Raw genomic sequence first — 16,494 nt, 5'->3', positions numbered from 1 at the left:
CGGCTAGAAGACGTTGAGGGGGCGGAACTGCACCGAGATCCGCGGGCCGGAGTGGGCGACCTTGGGCACGGCGTGCTCCCAGCTGCGCTGGCACGTGCCGCCCATCACCACCAGGTCGCCGTGACCCATGGTCAGCGCGATGGACGGGCCGCCGCCACGCGGACGGAGCAGGAGCCGGCGGGGGTCGCCGACGCTGACGATCGCGACCATCGTGTCCTCGGCACGACCGCGACCGATCGTGTCGCCGTGCCAGGCGACGGAGTCGCGTCCGTCGCGGTAGTAGCAGCAGCCGGCGGTCACGAAGGGCTCGCCCAGCTCGGGCAGGTAGTGGGCGCTCAGGTCGGCACGGGCCCGGTCGAGCGCGGCATGGGGGAGCGGGTCGCCGGCGAGGTAGGTGTGGACGAGGCGCGGCACGTCGACCACGGCGTCGTACATCTCCCGGCGCTCCGCGCGCCACGGCACCCGCTCGACCAGGGCCGTGAAGGCGGCGTCGGGGTCGGGGAGCCAGTTGCGCTGGACGTCGACCCAGGCGCCCCGGGACAGGACGCGTCGCTCCGGGGCGAGCGCTGGGGCGGCTGCGGCCTCGTCGGCGAAGAGGGACGACTGGAAGTCCACGGCACCAGCATAACCGATGGATCGAACGCCTGTTCGATCGTCAAGATAGTCCGAAGGTTTTACCACATGGTTGGTCAATTCCCGGACACCGGTCCAGCCCAGTCCTAGCCTGAGCACCATGGATCACGTGGACCTCGTCGTACCGCGCCAGCGGGCGCTGAAGCATGTCCAGGTCCGTGAGCACGTCCGCAGCCTCATCGAGGCCCAGCCCCCCGGCTCCGCGGCACCGTCCGAGCGCGAGCTGGTCGCTCGCTTCGGAGTGGCGCGGATGACCGTACGACAGGCGCTCGACGCCCTCGTCGCCGAGGGTCTCCTGGAGCGCATTCCGGGACGTGGCACGTTCGTCGCGCAGCCGCCCAAGACCGCCGGTCGCCTGACCTCCTTCACCGAGGAGATCAAGCGCCGGGGCATGCTGCCGGAGTCCCAGACACTGCTGGCCCGCGTCGAGCAGGCCGGCCCGGGTGTCGCCCGCGCGCTCGACATCTCGCCCGGTGACCCGGTGCTGCACTGGCGCCGGTTGCGCCGTGCCGACCAGGCCATCGTGTGCGTCGAGGACGCCTACCTCAACGAGGTGCTGCTGCCGGGGTTCCTCCAGCACGGCACGCCGACGAGCCTCTACGAGGCCCTCGCCGCCCGCGGACTGCGGCCGACGGAGGTCGAGGACTCGATCAGCGCCGACCGTGCCAGCGCGGACGAGGCAGCGGTCCTCGAGATCGCCGAGGGTGACCCGGTCCTGCGCCACGCTCGCCGTGCGGTGTCGGAGGGCCGGATCGTCGAGGTCTCGCGCACCTGCTACCGCCACGACCGGTTCACGGTCTACCAGCAGCTCGCGGACCGCTAGTCGCTGTCACTCCCCGCGCCGGAGCTCCTCGAGCTCCCGCGCGAGGTTGGCGCGCGCCCGCTCCTCCCAGAGCTCGCGTCCGCGTCGTGTGTGGAAGAGCGACGGGTTCGCCGCCAGGTCGGAGAGGACCGCGGCCCGGCCGGCCCGGAAGTCGTCGTCGCTGACGTGCGCGAAGTCGGCGCGCACGCCCGCGGCATACGCGGCGTAGCGCTCCGGGGGCGCCGCGAGGATGCCGAGGTCGGCATCGCTCAGGGCCGATCCCGCTGGGTCGTCGTCGGCCGGGCGGTGGTGCACGGTCATCCGCACGAGCCGCGCTACCTCGTCGGCGTACGCCGCCGGCAGCGCGCTCTCGGCCCACTGGGCCGACCGCTCCTCGTCGTCGTCCGCCCCTTCGTAGACCGCGTCGTGGAACCACGCGGCCAGCGCGACGGTCGGGGCGTCGACATCCTCGCTGGCGAGCTCGTCGAGCCGGTCGAGCACCTCGGCGAGGTGGAGGAGGTCGTGGTAGCCGTCGCGGTCCCAGGCGACCAGGAGCGCGTCGCGCAGCTCGACGTGGTCCTCGAGCGGCCAGCGGTCGGCGAGGCTCATGCCCGCGAAGCGGTCTCGCGCTGGATCGACCTGGCGTGCTCGTGGCCCGACGACATGGCCCAGCGGATGGTGCGGGTGCCGATCTGGCCGAGCACCCGGTTGGTCACCGGCGGCACCCATGGCAACCGCAGCTCGCGGCGGGCATGAGCGGGCAGCAGGCCGATCGCCGCGGTGGCGAGCGACAGGTATCCCGGACGCGCCGCCAGGGGCAGGTCGGGGTGCAGCAGCAGGAACCGGATGGCGTCGTGGGCCGCGGGCGTCCCGCGCAGCTCGGGACCGTAGGCCGCCAGCATCCGCTGCAGCTCCTCCTCCGACTGCGGCGGGTCGATCACCCCGAGGTGGGCCGCGGCGACCCCGGTCTGGGCGACGTACTCGTCGCGCTCGGGACCCACCAGGGGGCGGACCCCGTAGCGGTCGTGGGCGGCGAGGAAGCTGTCGATCTCGGCGACGTGCACCCAGCCGAGCAGGTGCGGGTCGCTGGCGGCGTACGGCGTCCCGTCCGGCATCGTGCCGACGACCGACTCGTGGGCGCGCTGCACTGCGCGGATGATCTGGAGCGCGTCGCGCTCGGTGCCGAAGGTCGTCATCGCCAGGTAGGTGGAGACTTGGGCGAGCCGGCCCCACATGTCGCCCTGGTAGCCCGAGTGGTCGGCCACGCCCTGCATGGCCGCGGGGTGGAGCGACTGCAGCATGATCGCCCGGATGCCGCCGACGAACATCGAGGCGTCGCCGTGCACACGGGCGATGGGAGAGTCGGGAGCGAACCAGCGGGGGCCGGGGGTGCCGTGCACGCGCTCGCGCGCCTTGTCGCCGTCGGGGCCGGCGACCTTGCGGAACAGCTCGGTGCCGAGGCGGTCGCGGAGGGTCACGTCCCGAGGCTAGCGGGGGACTCCACGCCCGAGAGCCACGTCACGCGGCGGGCCTTTGACTTCGAGTACTCGAAGTTCCTACCGTCGATGACGTGACCACCCACGCCGTAGCCCGCAGCTACTCCATCAAGGAGGCGGCAGCCCTCACCGGGCTGCCGGCCAGCACGCTGCGCTACTACGAGCAGATCGGCGTCATCTCGCCGGTGAGCCGCGGCGCGAGCAGCGGTCACCGCGTCTACGACGACGGTGACCTCGACGAGCTCATGTGGGTGTCGTGCCTGGCTGCCACCGGCATGTCGATCGGTGACATGCGCGCCTACATGGCCAACAACAGGCTGGGCGCGGAGGCCGCCGCGGACCAGCGTCGGCTGCTCGAGGAGCAGCAGGCGCGCCTCACGACCGAGGCGGAGGCACTGGCGCTGCGCCAGCGCTACGTCGCGCTCAAGATCGACTACTGGCGCGCGGTCGCCGACCGCGACGCCGCCCGGAGCGAGCAGATCGCTCGCCGGGCCCGTGAGCTCGCCGATGAGCTCCGAGCCGTCACGCACGACTAGTCCGACACCCGGACCGTCCATCCCCCCGAGAAGAACGGAAGGCTCCAGCATGCGCGTCAACGCCTATGCAGCACCCGCCGCCGGCCAGCCGCTGGCCCCCACGACCATCGAGCGCCGCGAGGTCGGCGCCCGCGACGTGCTCATCGACATCGAGTACGCCGGCATCTGCCACTCCGACATCCACACCGTCAACGGCGACTGGGGCCCGCAGCCCTTCCCGCTCGTCCCGGGCCACGAGATCGTCGGCCGGGTCACCGAGGTCGGCTCCGAGGTCACCCGCCACCAGGTCGGCGACCGCGTCGGCGTCGGCTGCATGGTCAACTCGTGCGGCGAGTGCGACCGCTGCACCAGCGGCGACGAGCAGTACTGCGTGCAGGGGATGGTCGGCACCTACGGAGCCACCGACCGCGACGGTACGACGACCCAGGGCGGCTACTCGACCCACGTCGTCGTGGACGCCGACTACGTCCTGTCGATCCCCGAGAGCCTGGACGCCGCGGCCGCGACGCCGCTGCTGTGCGCCGGCATCACGACGTACTCGCCCCTCAAGCACTGGAACGCCGGTCCCGGCAAGAAGGTGGCCGTCGTCGGTCTCGGCGGTCTCGGCCACATGGCCGTCCAGATCGCGCACGCCATGGGCGCCGAGGTCACCGTGCTCTCCCAGTCGCTGAAGAAGCAGGAGGACGGCCTGCGCCTCGGTGCCGACCACTACTTCGCGACGAGCGACCCCGACACGTTCGAGGCGCTCGCCGAGTCGTTCGACCTGGTCATCAACACGGTCAGCGCCCGGATCGACGTGAGCGCCTACCTCGGCCTGCTCGACGTCAACGGCGCGCTGGTCAACGTCGGCGCCCCGGCTGAGCCGCTGGACGTCAACGTCTTCGCGCTGCTGTCCAACCGGCGCTCGTTCTCCGGCTCGATGATCGGCGGGATCGCGGAGACCCAGGAGATGCTCGACTTCTGTGCCGAGCACGGCATCGCCTCGGAGGTCGAGGTGATCAGCGCCGACCAGGTCAACGAGGCCTACGAGCGCGTCCTCGCCTCCGACGTGCGCTACCGCTTCGTCATCGACGCGAGCACGCTGGACTGAGGTCGAGGATCGTCACGCCGGGGACTGCAGGTCCCCGGCGTCGATGATCCGGTAGGCGTAGCCCTGCTCGGCGAGGAAGCGCTGGCGGTTCTGCGCGAAGTCGGCGTCCACGGTGTCGCGGGAGACGATCGTGTAGAAGTGCGCGCTGCGTCCCTCGGTCTTCGGCCGGAGCAGCCGGCCGAGGCGCTGGGCCTCCTCCTGCCGCGAGCCGAAGGAACCGCTGACCTGGATCGCGACCTCGGCCGAGGGCAGGTCGATGGAGAAGTTCGCGACCTTGCTCACCACCAGCAGCCCGATCTCGCCGGAGCGGAACGCGTTGAACAGGCGCTGGCGCTCCTTGACCGGCGTCTCGCCCTTGATCACCGGGGCGTCGAGCAGCGCCGCGATCTCGTCGAGCTGGTCGATGTACTGGCCGATCACGAGCGTCGGCTGGCCCGCGTGCTGCCGCACCAGGTCGCGTACGACGTCGATCTTGGCGTGGGTGCACGACGCCAGGCGGTAGCGGGTGTCGGGGTCGGCCGTGGCGTAGGCGAGGCGCTCGCCGTCGGGCAGGGTGACCCGGACCTCGACGCAGTCGGCCGGCGCGATGTAGCCCTGCGCCTCGATGTCCTTCCACGGGGCGTCGTAGCGCTTGGGCCCGATCAGCGAGAAGACCTCGCCCTCCCGGCCGTCCTCGCGGACCAGCGTCGCGGTGAGGCCGAGCCGGCGGCGCGCCTGGAGGTCGGCGGTCATCCGGAAGATCGGCGCCGGCAGCAGGTGCACCTCGTCGTACACGATGAGGCCCCAGTCGCGTGCGTCGAGCAGGTCGAGGTGCGGGTAGACGCCCTTCCGCTTCGTCGTCAGCACCTGGTAGGTCGCGATGGTGACGGGGCGGATCTCCTTGACGGCACCGGAGTACTCACCGATCTCGTCGGGCGTCAGCGACGTCCGCGCGACCAGCTCGTCCTTCCACTGCCGCGCACTGACGGTGTTGGTGACGAGGATCAGCGTCGTGGCCTGCGCCTGCGCCATCGAGGCCGCGCCGACGATGGTCTTGCCGGCACCGCACGGGAGCACGACGACGCCGGACCCGCCGTCCCAGAAGGACTCGGCCGCCTCGCGCTGGTAGGGCCGCAGCGTCCAGCCGTCCTCGGCGAGGTCGATCGCGTGCGCCTCGCCGTCGACGTAGCCGGCGAAGTCCTCGGCCGGCCAGCCGAGCTTGAGCAGCGCCTGCTTGAGGTTGCCGCGCTCGCTCGGGTGGACCGCGACGGAGTCGGCGTCGAGCCGCGCGCCGACCATGCCGGCGATCTTCTTGGCGCGCAGCACCTCCTCGAGCACCGGTCGGTCCGTGCTCGACAGCACGAGCCCGTGCACCGGGTGCTTCTCGAGGCGGAGCCGGCCGTAGCGACCCATCGTCTCGGCGACGTCGACGAGCAGCGCGTGCGGGACGGCGTACCGGCTCCACGTCAGCAGGGCGTCGACGACCTGCTCGGCGTCGTGTCCGGCGGCGCGGGCGTTCCAGAGGCCGAGCGGGGTGAGCCGGTAGGTGTGGATGTGCTCGGGCGAGCGCTCGAGCTCGGCGAAGGGGGCGATCGCCTTGCGGGCCTCGGCGGCCGACGGGTGGTCGACCTCGAGCAGGAGGGTCTTGTCGGACTGGACGATGAGGGGTCCGTCGTTCACGCAGAGGCTGCTTTCTGTCGGGCGCGGAAGGCCGCGACGTTGGCCCGTGAGGAGCACCGGTCGGAGCAGTAGCGCCGCGACTGGTTGGGCGAGGTGTCGACGAAGACGTTGTCGCACCGCGGCTCGGAGCAGATGCCGAGGCGGGTCGCCCCGAGGTCGCAGACCAGGTTGGCCAACCCCATCAGCGACTCGGCGATCAGCAGCTCGGCGACGGACGAGGCCTTGTTGGTGACGTGCATGTGGAGGTTGGCCGGGTCGTGGTCGGAGATCATCGGCGTGACCGGGTGGCTCGCGAGCAGCGCGTTGAGCGACGCCACGACGAGGGGTACGTCGTCGACGTCCGAGGCCTCGAAGACCGGTCGCAGCTCGGCCTGGAACGACGTCAGGGACGCGATGTCCGCGGGCGCCACCGACCGGTGCAGCCACGAGCGGTCGGCCAGGTGGTCGTGCAGCGCCGCCTCGTCGGGGAGGTCGGCGTTGACGAGCGCAGCGGCACGCTCGGCATAACGGATGAAGTCCACCGACCCATTCTACGGAGGTGGTCCTTACAGCGCTCCGGGCTAGGCGCGCCTGACCGTGGTGATGCGGTGCACCGCGAACTCGCGTACGTCGTCCGCGCGGTGGTCGAACGCCGAGAGCCGGCCGCCGTCGAGCCGGCGCGGGTCGACGACGCGCTCGCTGGTGGCGCCGTGGTTGTCGACGTAGCCGATGACGACAGTGGTGCCGCCCTCGATGGCGTCGCGGAGGGCGGCCAGCGCATCGGACGGGGTGGTGGTCGAGGCGCTCGCGGGGCGGGACGACTCGGCCCGGTCGCCGACCCGGATGGCGGTCGCGACCGCCTGCACCTGCGCGGCCTGCCGTGCCGACACCGCGCCGGCGGGACGGCGCCCGCGATGGCTGCGCGCGCGGCGGAGATCCGGCCGGCTCACCCGCACGGTGCCGTCGGCCGCCTCGACGACCGGCGCCGCGCCCAGCTCGCGCAGCCGCGGCAGCAGCACGTCGAGCGGCGAGGTCGAGATCGCGACGGTCGGCGCGAGCAGCCGCAGCCCGAGGGTCCGGGACCGCGGGTCGTGCACCAGCGCGGCCAGCGCCGCCTCGTCGTCCGCACGCAGGAACGCCTCGGCGTGCCCGACCCGGACGCTGCCGAACGTGCGGGCGACGTCGTCGACCAGGAACTCGAGCGGCTGCGGGACGGGCGTCTGCGAGACCCCGGTGAGGAACTCGCGCACCTCGAGCGCCGACCAGCCGGCGTCGAACCCGCGCCGCAGCGAGCCGGACGTGAACCGGTAGACGGTGGCACCGCCGCGCGACTCGACGTCGGCGAGCAGGTGCAGCCGGCGCGCGACCTCGGTCTCGAGCGGACCGGGCGCGACCGCCGTCAGGTCGGCCTGGAGCAGGACGTGGTCGACCGGTCGGGGCAGGTGCGGGGCGAGGGCGGACGCAGCACCCGGCAGGTCGTCGTCGGCGACCAGGCGGCCGCTCGGCGGCAGGCCGCCGGCGCCGCTCACCCCGAGGACGGCTGCCTCGTCGAGGGCTGCCGTCACCAGGTCAGCGAAGATCGCGGGCCGGCGCGGCCGCAGCCACTCGACGTGCTGCACCACCGACGCCACGCCGGTCCCGACGGCCAGCACCTCGCCCTCGGGCACGCCGGCCAGCACCCGGAGCGCGAGGCGCCGCGCCTCCTCGGCCAGGCCGCTCGACAGCTCGGGCGCCAGCGCGTTCCACGACTTGCCCGCCTGGTCGCGCGACCCGACGAGCGACGGCACGCGGCTGCTCGCCAGCCACCCGCCGACGAGCCGGGCCCACCGCTCGGCCGTGGGGCGGCCGGACCACACGTCGAACTCCTCGGTCGGCAGCCAGGCCGGCGTGCCGTCGGGCTCGGCCCCCTCGGCGATCAGCCCCGCCGACAGCGCCACCTCGACCAGCAGCGCGGCACCTGCGTCGTCGACGTGGAGCTCGCGCGCCACCGCCTTGAGGTCGCGGACGGCGAGGCCGCCGGAGCGCAGCACGCTCGGCGGCTGGACGCCCCAGTGGTCGAGCAGCAGCTCCGTGCGGCGTACGACGTCGAAGGCTGCGCCTGCGGCCGTCCGGGCCACGAGGGCGGGGTCGCGCGTCGCGGTGGCGAGGGGCGGCACCTCGTCGACGGGATCGGTGGTGGTCCGCCCGCCGCGCAGCGCGAGGCCGACCTCGCCGGGGAGGACGACGGTGTCGCCCTCGCGGGGCACCAGCAGCCGGCGGCTGATCAGCTCCTCGGCCGGGCTCGCCGCCTGGTCGGGCGAGACCGTACGCCGTGCGGACCCGGTGGTCCCCTCGCCGCCGTGGGCGTCGACGTGGCGCAGCATCGCGGTCGCGGCCGGACTGAGCTCGGCCAGCAGGCCCGCCACCTGCGCGGCCGTGGGCGGCTCGGGGCTCGACGGTCGCAGCCCGCTCACGAGGCCGGGCATCCCGCGCATCGCATCGGCCACCCCGCTCAGCGCGCGGATGCCTCCGGGCGCCTCCCACGCGAGGGCCAGGTCGAGCAACCGCTCGAGCGCTGCACCCGCACGGGTGGGGTCGGCGTGGACGATCGAGACAAGTCCTGCCGAGGTGGTTTGACCCGCAACCAGCAGGGCATCAAGCACCGAGAGCTCGAGTCGGTCCAGGCCGTCGAGGGCGCGGTGGATCGACGAGCGCGTGGCGGCCCGGGAGGCGAGCTGCGAAGAATCTTGAGGGGCGGGAGTGGCGAGATCCGGACGGGCCCGCAGGAGCGCGACGAGTCGCTCGTCCGGCCAGCTCCGCAGCTGGTCGGCAAGGGTTCGTGCGGGTGTCGCCCGCCCACGACTGGACATCCCTCTTACGCTACTCGCCGGGTCGGTGAGGCCGCCCCACGTCTCGACGCTGAGAGGGCGGGCATGAGGAACGTTGATCTGCACCACGGGGCGTCGAGCGACGTCGGCCTCGTGCGCAAGGTCAACGAGGACTCCTATCTCGTCGCGCCCCCGGTCTTCGTGGTCGCCGACGGCATGGGCGGGCACTCCGGCGGTGACGTCGCCAGCCAGATGGTCGTCGAGGAGTTCCAGCGCCTGGCCGCGGTCTACGACCCGTCGCGCGGTGCCGAGCAGGTCGCGGACACCTTCGCCCGCGCGCAGGCGCGCATCATCGACTTCGGCAACGCGCACCGGGCGATGACGCCGGGCTGGCACGCCGGCACCACCGCCGTGGTCGCCGTGCTCGTCGACGACAACGGCGTGACGAAGTGGCTGCTGGCCAACCTCGGCGACTCCCGCATCTACCGCATCACCGACGGCAGCCTCGAGCAGATCAGCGTCGACCACTCGGTCGTGCAGGAGCTCATCGACGCGGGCCAGATCACCGTCGAGGAGGCCGCGACCCACCCCGAGCGCCACGTCATCACCCGCGCCCTCGGCAGCCCCGAGGGCATCCAGCCCGACTTCTTCCTGCTCCCGCTCGGCTCGGTCGAGCGGCTGCTGCTGTGCAGCGACGGCGTCACCGGGATGATCGAGGACAAGGAGATCGAGGACATCCTCGAGTCCGTCGCCGATCCCCGCGACGCCGCCGACAGGCTGGTCCGCGCGGCGGTGGCCGCCGGTGGCCGCGACAACGCGACGGCCATCGTCGTCGATGTGGTGGGATTGGTGAAGGACGCCACGTATGACTCCCAGCGCCAGCTGGAGAGCCTCGAATCCAAGCTGGGGGGACGACTGTGAGCACCGATGCCAGGTTCGCGACGGGGGACTGGTACGCCGTCGTCGGCGACCACGTCACGGTCCTGCTGCCCGGCAGCCAGCGCGACCGCGTGGCCGCGCTCTGGGACCTCGCCGACGCCGGCGCGACGGCCGACGCCGTCCTCGACGCCCTGGTGTCCGGCGGGCTGTCCACCCTCGACCACGTCGCCCTCGTCGCCCACGGCGACGACTCCACCCGCGTCATCGTCCGCGGCGCGCCCACTGCGACGGTCGCCTCGACCTCGGGCGAGGAGATCGTCAGCGCGACCGCCGGCACGGCCTGGGCCGAGCGCCTCGTCACCGGCGTCACCAGCATCCGCGTCACCCTCACCGGCGACGGTGCCGCCGACCACGCCCTGACCGCCGGGATCGCCCGCGTCTCCGTCGTCGAGTTCGGTACGCCGTCCGCCGCGCCGTCGGCCCCGGTCGAGGAGCCGGTCGAGGAGCCCGTCGCGCCGGTGGTGGCCGCGGAGCCGGATCCCGAGCCGGAGCCGCAGCCCGAGCCGGAGCCCGTCGCGGTCGAGCCGGAGCCCGAGGCGGCGCCGGCGTACGCCGAGCCGGAGCCGGTCGCCGCGGCCCCGATGAGCTTCGGCGAGCCCGAGGAGGACCCGACGCCGACCGGGGAGACCCCGGTCGTCGAGGCTCCGGTGGTCGACGACTGGTCCGACCGCGACGGCCAGACCGTCACCGGCCCGCCCGTGCCCGACTTCGACCGCCCGCCGATCCCCGGCCAGGAGATGGCTCCCGAGGTCGTGTCGCAGCCCGTGGCCTCGCTGGTGTTCTCGACCGGCGACGTCGTGCTGGTCGACCGCACCGTGCTCGTCGGCCGGGCGCCCGAGGCCCGCCGGTTCGCCTCCCACGACCAGCCCCACGTCGTGACCGTGGCGAGCCCGCAGCAGGAGATCTCCTCGACGCACCTCGAGATCCGCCCCGGTGCCGGCGCCGACCACGGCTCCGCGATCGCCACCGACCTGGGCTCCACCAACGGCACCGTCCTGGCCCAGCCCGGTCTCGAGCCCGAGGAGCTCAAGGCCGGCATCGCCGTGAGCCTCATCCCGGGTGCCGTGCTCGACCTCGGCGACGGCGTCACCATCCAGGTCACGAACCCCTGAGCAGCCCCGTCGTGACCCAGCAAGCACCCCCCTACGCGACGACCTACCCGATCGCGCAGCTCGAGCGACGGTTCACGGCCTTCGCCGTCGACCGGCTGCTGGCCTGGGGCCTGCTCGCCGTCGTCGGCGTCCTGACGGCGATGTTCGTCTCCGACGAGGTGTGGACCGTGGTCGGCGTGGTGGCCGGCGCCATGGTCGTCCTCTGGCTGGTCCTCGCCGTCGTGCTCGGCGTCACCGGGAGCTCGCCCGGCAAGGCGATGTCCGGGCTGCGCGTGGTGCACCACGGCACCGGGACCCCGATCGGCGTCGGTCGCGCCCTGCTCCGCTCGCTCGTCCTCGGCGTGTCCGGCCTGCCCACCTTCGGGATCGGCCTCGCCACCCTGGCCTGGACGTCCGTCGAGGACCGCGGCCGGCAGCGTCGCGGCTGGCACGACCACCGGGCCCACTCGGTCGTGGTCGACGTACGCCCTCCGGCGGAGGTCGACGACGTCGTCGACGAGGGACCGCGCCACATCGTCAACCTGACCGCGATGCGCCTGGTCCCCGCCCCGCCGGTCGAGGCGGTGCCGACCCCCGAGCGCTCGGAGCAGTCCATGCGCCGCCAGCAGCTGCCGCCCGAGGTCACCCAGCCGCCGGCCCCGGCGGCCCCGCCCGCCCACGCGCCGCCGCAGCGCCAGGCGCCGCCGCCCGCCCAGCAGGCGCCGCAGCAGCAGCCCGTGCCCCAGCAAGCTCCGCCCCAGCAAGCTCCGCCCCAGCAAGCTCCGCCCCAGCAAGCCCCGCCCCAGCAAGCCCCGCCCCAGCAAGCCCCGCCCCAGCAAGCCCCGCCCCAGCAAGCCCCGCCCCCGCAGCGGCCGCAGCCGGTCCCGGCCCAGCCGCAGGCACCGGCCCAGCGGTGGCGGGTGCACTTCGACAACGGCGAGAGCTTCGTGATCGCGGGCCTGGCACTGGTGGGGCGCCGTCCCGAGGCCCGCACCGGCGAGCCGGTGGCGCACCTGATCCCGCTCCAGTCGGCCGACATGTCGGTGTCGAAGACGCACGCCCAGTTCGGCCCCGCTCCCGACGGGACGATCGTGGTGATGGACCGCGGGTCGACCAACGGCACCGTGCTCGTGCGCCAGGGGGTGTCGCGCCAGCTCGCGCCGGGCAAGCCCGCCGCGCTCGTCCACGGCGACAAGGTCGTCTACGGCGACCGCGAGATGACCATCACCCGCGAGGCCTGAGCGGCACAGGCCCGTCCCCGGGCAGGATGGCCCCGTGCCGTCCTTCCTCGACCTGCTCTACGACGAGGCCCCGCTGGCGGCGTTCGACGAGCACCTCGCGCACGCCGAGCGCGGCCTCGGTGCCGCCGAGGCCGCCGCCCTCCGCGCGGAGTACGACGTCGCCCTCCGGCTGCGCGACCTGATCACGCGGATGCGCTCGCGCGAGGCCGAGCTGTCCGCGCTCTACGAGACGGCGTCCGACCTCACCGCGATCCGCGACGTCGACACGATCCTCGCGGCCATCGTGCGGCGTGCCCGCCAGCTGCTGCACTGCGACATGACCTACCTCTCGCTCAACGACGCGGCCTCCGGTGCGTCGTTCATGAAGGTGACCGACGGCGCCCTGACCCGCGAGTTCCAGAACCTCCGGCTCCCGCTCGGCACCGGCCTGCTGGGCCTCGTCGCGCAGACGGGTGCGGCCTACTTCACCGAGGACTACGCCACCGACGACCGCTTCGTGCACAAGGGCTGGATCGACGAGGCCGTGGCGGGCGAGCAGATCCGCGCGATCCTCGGGGTCCCGCTGGTCCTCGACGGCGTGGTCATCGGCGCGCTGCTCGCGGTGCACCGGTCCGTACGCCGCTTCCCGCAGGCCGAGGTGAGCCTGCTGACGTCGTTCGCCGCCCACGCCGTCGTCGCGCTCGAGAACGCCCGGCTGTTCGCCGAGCTCGACGAGGCCAACCGCTCGCTGACCCGCCACACCGAGGCCGTCGACGCCGCGGCACTCGCGCACGACCGGCTCACCGACCTCCTCATCGGCGGCGGGGGCGTGGCCGAGGTGGCCGAGGTGCTGTCCGGCGTGCTCGACGCGGCCGTCTCGATCTGGACGCCGACCGGCGAGCTGGAGGCGGGGGAGGACCCCGGCCTCGCGTGGACCGACGCGGTCGCGGGTGCCGTCACCTCGGGTCGGTCGGTGGCGATCGACGGCGGGCTGGTCGCGGCGGCGCGCGCCGGCACCGAGCACGTCGCCACCCTGGTGGTCCGACGCGACGACGCGCTCGACCTCGCCGGCCGCCGTACGCTCGAGCGCGGTGCACTCGTCACCGCCCTCGTCCTCCTCTTCGCGCGCTCGGTCACCGACGCCGAGGAGCGACTCGGCGGGCAGCTCCTGGCCGACCTGCTCGAGCCCGGCGACGGATCGCGCGACCGGCTCCGCGACCGCGTACGCCGTCACAGCGCGAGCCTCGACGGACCGCTCGTGGTGGCCGCCGCGGCGGTCGACGGCGCCGACCCGCACCGCGCCGGTCGGGCGGCTGTCGGCCTGGCCCGCCGGATGTCGGGATTGGCCGGCGAGCACCGCGGTGTGGTCGTCGCGGTGGTGCCGGGCGACGACCCGCGGCGGCTCGGCGCGGACCTCCAGGCCGCGATCGCTGCCGCAGGCGGACGGGCGACGGTCGGCGTCGCGGCCACGGACGACACCCTGGACGACCGGCTGGTCGCCGCGCACGCGGAGGCGCGCCGGTGCCTCGACACCCTGCTGCGGCTCGGCCGCCTGGGGGAGGTGAGCGACCCGGCGGGCCTGGGCGTCGCACGGCTGCTGCTCGGCGACAACGACCCCGAGCACGTCGCGGCCTTCGTCGACACGATGATCGGTCCGGTGCGCGAGTGGGACGAGCGGCGCGGGACCGGGCTGGTCGACACCCTCGAGGAGTGGTTCGCCAGCGGCGGGCGGCTCAAGGAGACGGCGTCGGCCCTGCACGTCCACCCCAACACGGTCACCCAGCGGCTGGAGCGGATCGGCGAGCTGCTGGGCGACGGGTGGCGCGAGCCCGCCCGTTCCCTCGACCTCCAGCTCGCCCTCCGGCTGGCGCGGTTGCGGGACGCCTGACCCGCTCTCCATGTGGCCGTGCCACATGTCGCGCACCCAAGTATGGCCGTTGAGGCCATGTGCCGTACGTCACGGGGGTCCCTACGTTGAGGCCATGACCTCCTTCCACGGACGACGGGCGCTCGTGACCGGCGCCGCCAGCGGTATCGGTGCGGCGGTCGCGACGCGGCTCGCCGAGGGCGGCGCCGACGTCCACCTGCTCGACCGTGACGAGGAGGGCGTGGCCAAGGTCGCGGCCCAGGTCCACGGCACTGCGCACGTCGTCGACCTCACCGACGAGGCCGCCATCGCGGCGCTCGACCTCGACGTCGACGTCCTCGTCAACAACGCCGGCATCCAGCACGTCGCGCCGGTCGAGGACTTCGACCCCGCGCAGTTCCGCACCATCCACGCGCTGATGCTGCACGCCCCGTTCCTGCTCGCCCGCCGGTTCCTGCCCGGCATGTACGCCCGCGGCTGGGGCCGGCTCGTCCACGTGTCCAGCGTGCACGGGCACCGGGCCTCGGCCTACAAGTCGGCCTACGTGAGCGCCAAGCACGGGCTCGAGGGCCTCTCCAAGGTCCTCGCCCTCGAGGCCGCGGACAAGGGCGTCACCAGCAACACCGTGTGTCCCGGTTACGTCCGTACGCCGCTCGTCGAGGGCCAGCTCGCCGACCAGGCCCGCAGCCACGGGATCGCCGAGGACGAGGTCCTCGACACCGTCCTCCTGGCCCGTACTCCGGTGCGCCGGCTCGTCGAGCCGGAGGAGGTCGCCGAGGCGGTGGCCTTCCTCTGCGGCCCGAGCGCGACCTCGATGACCGGCTCGTCCCTGCTCCTGGACGGCGGCTGGACCGCCGCCTGACGCGCACCTCCGACCACCTCCGACCACCCCTCGCACCGCACTCCCCGATGAAAGGCACGTTCATGACCACCGACACCTCCACCACGACCGGGACCGGCGCGCCGGGCGCACCGCCCGAGCGGACCAACATCGTCAAGGTCGTCTTCGCGTCCCTCATCGGCACCGCCGTCGAGTGGTACGACTTCTTCCTCTACGGCTCCGCCGCGGCACTCGTCTTCGGCACGCTGTTCTTCCCCGAGAGCGAGCCCGCCACCGCGACCCTCCTGGCCTTCGGCACGTACGCCCTCGGCTTCGTCGCGCGCCCCCTCGGCGGCGTCGTCTTCGGTCACTTCGGCGACCGGGTCGGCCGCAAGAAGATGCTTGTCTTCTCGCTCTTCCTGATGGGTGTGGCGACCTTCGCGATCGGCCTCCTGCCGACCTACGCCTCCATCGGCGTCGCAGCGCCGCTGCTCCTGCTCCTCTGCCGCCTGCTCCAGGGCTTCGCCGTCGGTGGCGAGTGGGGCGGCGCGGTGCTGATGGCCGCCGAGCACGGCGACGACTCGCAGCGCGGCTTCTGGTCCTCGTGGCCGCAGGCCGGCGTGGCGCTCGGCAACCTGCTCGCGACCGGTGTCCTCTGGGTGCTCGCCGCCGTGCAGTCCGACGCGGCCTTCGAGTCGTGGGGCTGGCGCATCCCGTTCCTGCTGAGCGCCGTCCTGGTCGGCGTGGGCCTCTGGGTCCGCCTCTCGATCGAGGAGTCGCCGGTCTTCGCCGACGCCAAGGCCGAGCTCGCGACCAAGAAGACCGCGCACCTGCCGATCCTCGAGGTCTTCCGCAAGTACCCCCGCGAGGTCCTCGTGGCGATGGGCATGCGGATGGCGGAGAACATCTCCTACTACCTCTTCACGATCATCTCGATCTCGTTCCTCACGCTCTACGCCGGAACCGCCGACGACAAGCCGCTCATCCTCAAGGCGCTGCTCATCGGCTCGGTCGTGCACTTCGTGACCATCCCGCTCGTCGGCGCCCTCAGCGACCGGGTCGGCCGTCGCCCGCTCTACCTCGCCGGCGCCGTCGGCGTCGCCGCCTGGTCGTGGGTGTTCTTCGACCTGATCGCCTCGCGCTCCGAGGGCAAGATCATCCTCGCGATCTGCGTCGGCCTGGTCCTGCACGCCCTGATGTACTCCCCGCAGGCGGCGTTCTTCTCCGAGCTCTTCGGCACCTCGGTGCGCTACACCGGTGCGTCGGTGGGCTACCAGCTCGCGTCGATCTTTGCCGGTGCGCTCGCCCCGATCATCGCGATCGACCTGCTCGGCAAGGCCAGCGACGGCACCGACAACGTCGGCAAGGTGGCGGTCTACATGACCATCGCCTCGGTCATCACGATCGTCTCGGTGCTCTTCGCCAAGGAGACCCGCGCGACCTCGCTGCGCCACGACCGGGTGCTCGGCGACTGAGCCCCGCGCTTCTTCCTCTGTCGGAGTCCCCGCACGTGCGGGGACTCCGACTGTTGGAGGGGGTTGCAACCGCCTCCAGG

Annotated in this window: 15 protein-coding genes; 9 read left to right on the top strand and 6 right to left on the bottom strand. The window is 73.2% G+C overall.

Annotated elements, in window-relative coordinates; genetic code table 11:
• Window positions 1-3 precede the first annotated feature (3 nt).
• Window positions 4-615: an alpha-ketoglutarate-dependent dioxygenase AlkB gene (locus JI751_RS15110; RefSeq protein WP_307814272.1), complete on the bottom strand. Its 612-nt coding sequence runs from the start codon at window positions 613-615 to the stop codon at window positions 4-6.
• A gap of 118 nt (window positions 616-733) precedes the next feature.
• Here JI751_RS15110 and JI751_RS15105 point away from each other — a divergent pair, with 118 nt between their 5' ends.
• Window positions 734-1,456: a GntR family transcriptional regulator gene (locus JI751_RS15105; protein WP_201938484.1), complete on the top strand. Its 723-nt coding sequence runs from the start codon at window positions 734-736 to the stop codon at window positions 1,454-1,456.
• Between the two features lie 6 nt (window positions 1,457-1,462).
• On the opposite strand, the gene JI751_RS15100 is transcribed toward JI751_RS15105, so the two are convergent.
• The gene (locus JI751_RS15100; RefSeq protein ID WP_201938482.1) at window positions 1,463-2,044 is read right to left on the bottom strand and encodes an HD domain-containing protein; all 582 of its coding nucleotides are present in this window, start codon (window positions 2,042-2,044) and stop codon (window positions 1,463-1,465) included.
• The gene (locus tag JI751_RS15095; RefSeq protein ID WP_201938480.1) at window positions 2,041-2,913 is read right to left on the bottom strand and encodes an oxygenase MpaB family protein; all 873 of its coding nucleotides are present in this window, start codon (window positions 2,911-2,913) and stop codon (window positions 2,041-2,043) included. The genes JI751_RS15100 and JI751_RS15095 overlap by 4 nt, the downstream gene beginning before the upstream one ends.
• 92 nt (window positions 2,914-3,005) lie before the next feature.
• Here JI751_RS15095 and JI751_RS15090 point away from each other — a divergent pair, with 92 nt between their 5' ends.
• Together JI751_RS15090 and JI751_RS15085 are read left to right on the top strand one after the other, a co-directional pair.
• Window positions 3,006-3,467 (top strand): MerR family transcriptional regulator, encoded by a 462-nt coding sequence (locus JI751_RS15090; protein WP_201938478.1) that lies wholly within the window; start codon window positions 3,006-3,008, stop codon window positions 3,465-3,467.
• Window positions 3,468-3,516: 49 nt separating this feature from the next.
• Window positions 3,517-4,557 (top strand): NAD(P)-dependent alcohol dehydrogenase, encoded by a 1,041-nt coding sequence (locus JI751_RS15085; protein ID WP_201938475.1) that lies wholly within the window; start codon window positions 3,517-3,519, stop codon window positions 4,555-4,557.
• Between the two features lie 12 nt (window positions 4,558-4,569).
• On the opposite strand, the gene JI751_RS15080 is transcribed toward JI751_RS15085, so the two are convergent.
• Genes JI751_RS15080 through JI751_RS15070 form a run of 3 tightly spaced genes read right to left on the bottom strand, consistent with a single transcriptional unit; the run spans window position 4,570 to window position 9,044 of the window.
• On the bottom strand, window positions 4,570-6,216 hold the full coding sequence (locus JI751_RS15080; protein WP_201938473.1) for a DNA repair helicase XPB: 1,647 nt from the start codon (window positions 6,214-6,216) through the stop codon (window positions 4,570-4,572).
• Window positions 6,213-6,737 carry a CGNR zinc finger domain-containing protein gene (locus JI751_RS21925; RefSeq protein ID WP_201938471.1) on the bottom strand — a complete coding sequence of 175 codons (525 nt, stop codon included), beginning with the start codon at window positions 6,735-6,737 and terminating at the stop codon, window positions 6,213-6,215. The genes JI751_RS15080 and JI751_RS21925 overlap by 4 nt, the downstream gene beginning before the upstream one ends.
• 39 nt (window positions 6,738-6,776) lie before the next feature.
• On the bottom strand, window positions 6,777-9,044 hold the full coding sequence (locus tag JI751_RS15070; protein ID WP_201938470.1) for a helicase C-terminal domain-containing protein: 2,268 nt from the start codon (window positions 9,042-9,044) through the stop codon (window positions 6,777-6,779).
• A gap of 63 nt (window positions 9,045-9,107) precedes the next feature.
• Between JI751_RS15070 and JI751_RS15065 the strand changes: the two genes are divergently transcribed.
• From JI751_RS15065 to JI751_RS15040, 6 genes are all read left to right on the top strand, one after another.
• Complete coding sequence (locus JI751_RS15065) at window positions 9,108-9,923, top strand: PP2C family protein-serine/threonine phosphatase (RefSeq protein ID WP_201938468.1); 816 nt, start codon at window positions 9,108-9,110, stop codon at window positions 9,921-9,923.
• The gene (locus JI751_RS21920) at window positions 9,920-11,053 is read left to right on the top strand and encodes an FHA domain-containing protein (protein WP_201938466.1); all 1,134 of its coding nucleotides are present in this window, start codon (window positions 9,920-9,922) and stop codon (window positions 11,051-11,053) included. The genes JI751_RS15065 and JI751_RS21920 overlap by 4 nt, the downstream gene beginning before the upstream one ends.
• 11 nt (window positions 11,054-11,064) lie before the next feature.
• Window positions 11,065-12,273, top strand: coding sequence for an RDD family protein (locus tag JI751_RS21915; protein WP_201938464.1), 1,209 nt, complete (start codon window positions 11,065-11,067; stop codon window positions 12,271-12,273).
• Between the two features lie 34 nt (window positions 12,274-12,307).
• Window positions 12,308-14,140, top strand: coding sequence for a helix-turn-helix domain-containing protein (locus JI751_RS15050; RefSeq protein ID WP_201938462.1), 1,833 nt, complete (start codon window positions 12,308-12,310; stop codon window positions 14,138-14,140).
• 94 nt (window positions 14,141-14,234) lie between these two features.
• Window positions 14,235-14,981 carry a 3-hydroxybutyrate dehydrogenase gene (locus JI751_RS15045; protein WP_201938460.1) on the top strand — a complete coding sequence of 249 codons (747 nt, stop codon included), beginning with the start codon at window positions 14,235-14,237 and terminating at the stop codon, window positions 14,979-14,981.
• A 62-nt stretch (window positions 14,982-15,043) separates the two neighbouring features.
• Window positions 15,044-16,414, top strand: a complete 1,371-nt coding sequence (locus tag JI751_RS15040) for an MFS transporter (protein WP_201938458.1) — start codon at window positions 15,044-15,046, stop codon at window positions 16,412-16,414.
• Window positions 16,415-16,494 lie beyond the last annotated feature (80 nt).

This window comes from Nocardioides baculatus, assembly GCF_016735675.1.
GTDB classification, from domain to species: Bacteria; Actinomycetota; Actinomycetes; order Propionibacteriales; family Nocardioidaceae; genus Nocardioides; species Nocardioides baculatus.
This window is presented reverse-complemented; position numbering and strand designations above follow the sequence as displayed.

What these genes read in the sequence shown, in the direction of transcription:
- JI751_RS15105 (WP_201938484.1), top strand. Translation starts at nt 734, where the DNA reads ATGGATCACGTGGACCTCGTCGTACCGCGCCAGCGGGCGCTGAAGCAT.
- JI751_RS15100 (WP_201938482.1), bottom strand. Translation starts at nt 2,044, where the DNA reads ATGAGCCTCGCCGACCGCTGGCCGCTCGAGGACCACGTCGAGCTGCGC.
- JI751_RS15085 (WP_201938475.1), top strand. Translation starts at nt 3,517, where the DNA reads ATGCGCGTCAACGCCTATGCAGCACCCGCCGCCGGCCAGCCGCTGGCC.
- JI751_RS15070 (WP_201938470.1), bottom strand. Translation starts at nt 9,044, where the DNA reads ATGTCCAGTCGTGGGCGGGCGACACCCGCACGAACCCTTGCCGACCAG.
- JI751_RS15065 (WP_201938468.1), top strand. Translation starts at nt 9,108, where the DNA reads ATGAGGAACGTTGATCTGCACCACGGGGCGTCGAGCGACGTCGGCCTC.
- JI751_RS15045 (WP_201938460.1), top strand. Translation starts at nt 14,235, where the DNA reads ATGACCTCCTTCCACGGACGACGGGCGCTCGTGACCGGCGCCGCCAGC.
- JI751_RS15040 (WP_201938458.1), top strand. Translation starts at nt 15,044, where the DNA reads ATGACCACCGACACCTCCACCACGACCGGGACCGGCGCGCCGGGCGCA.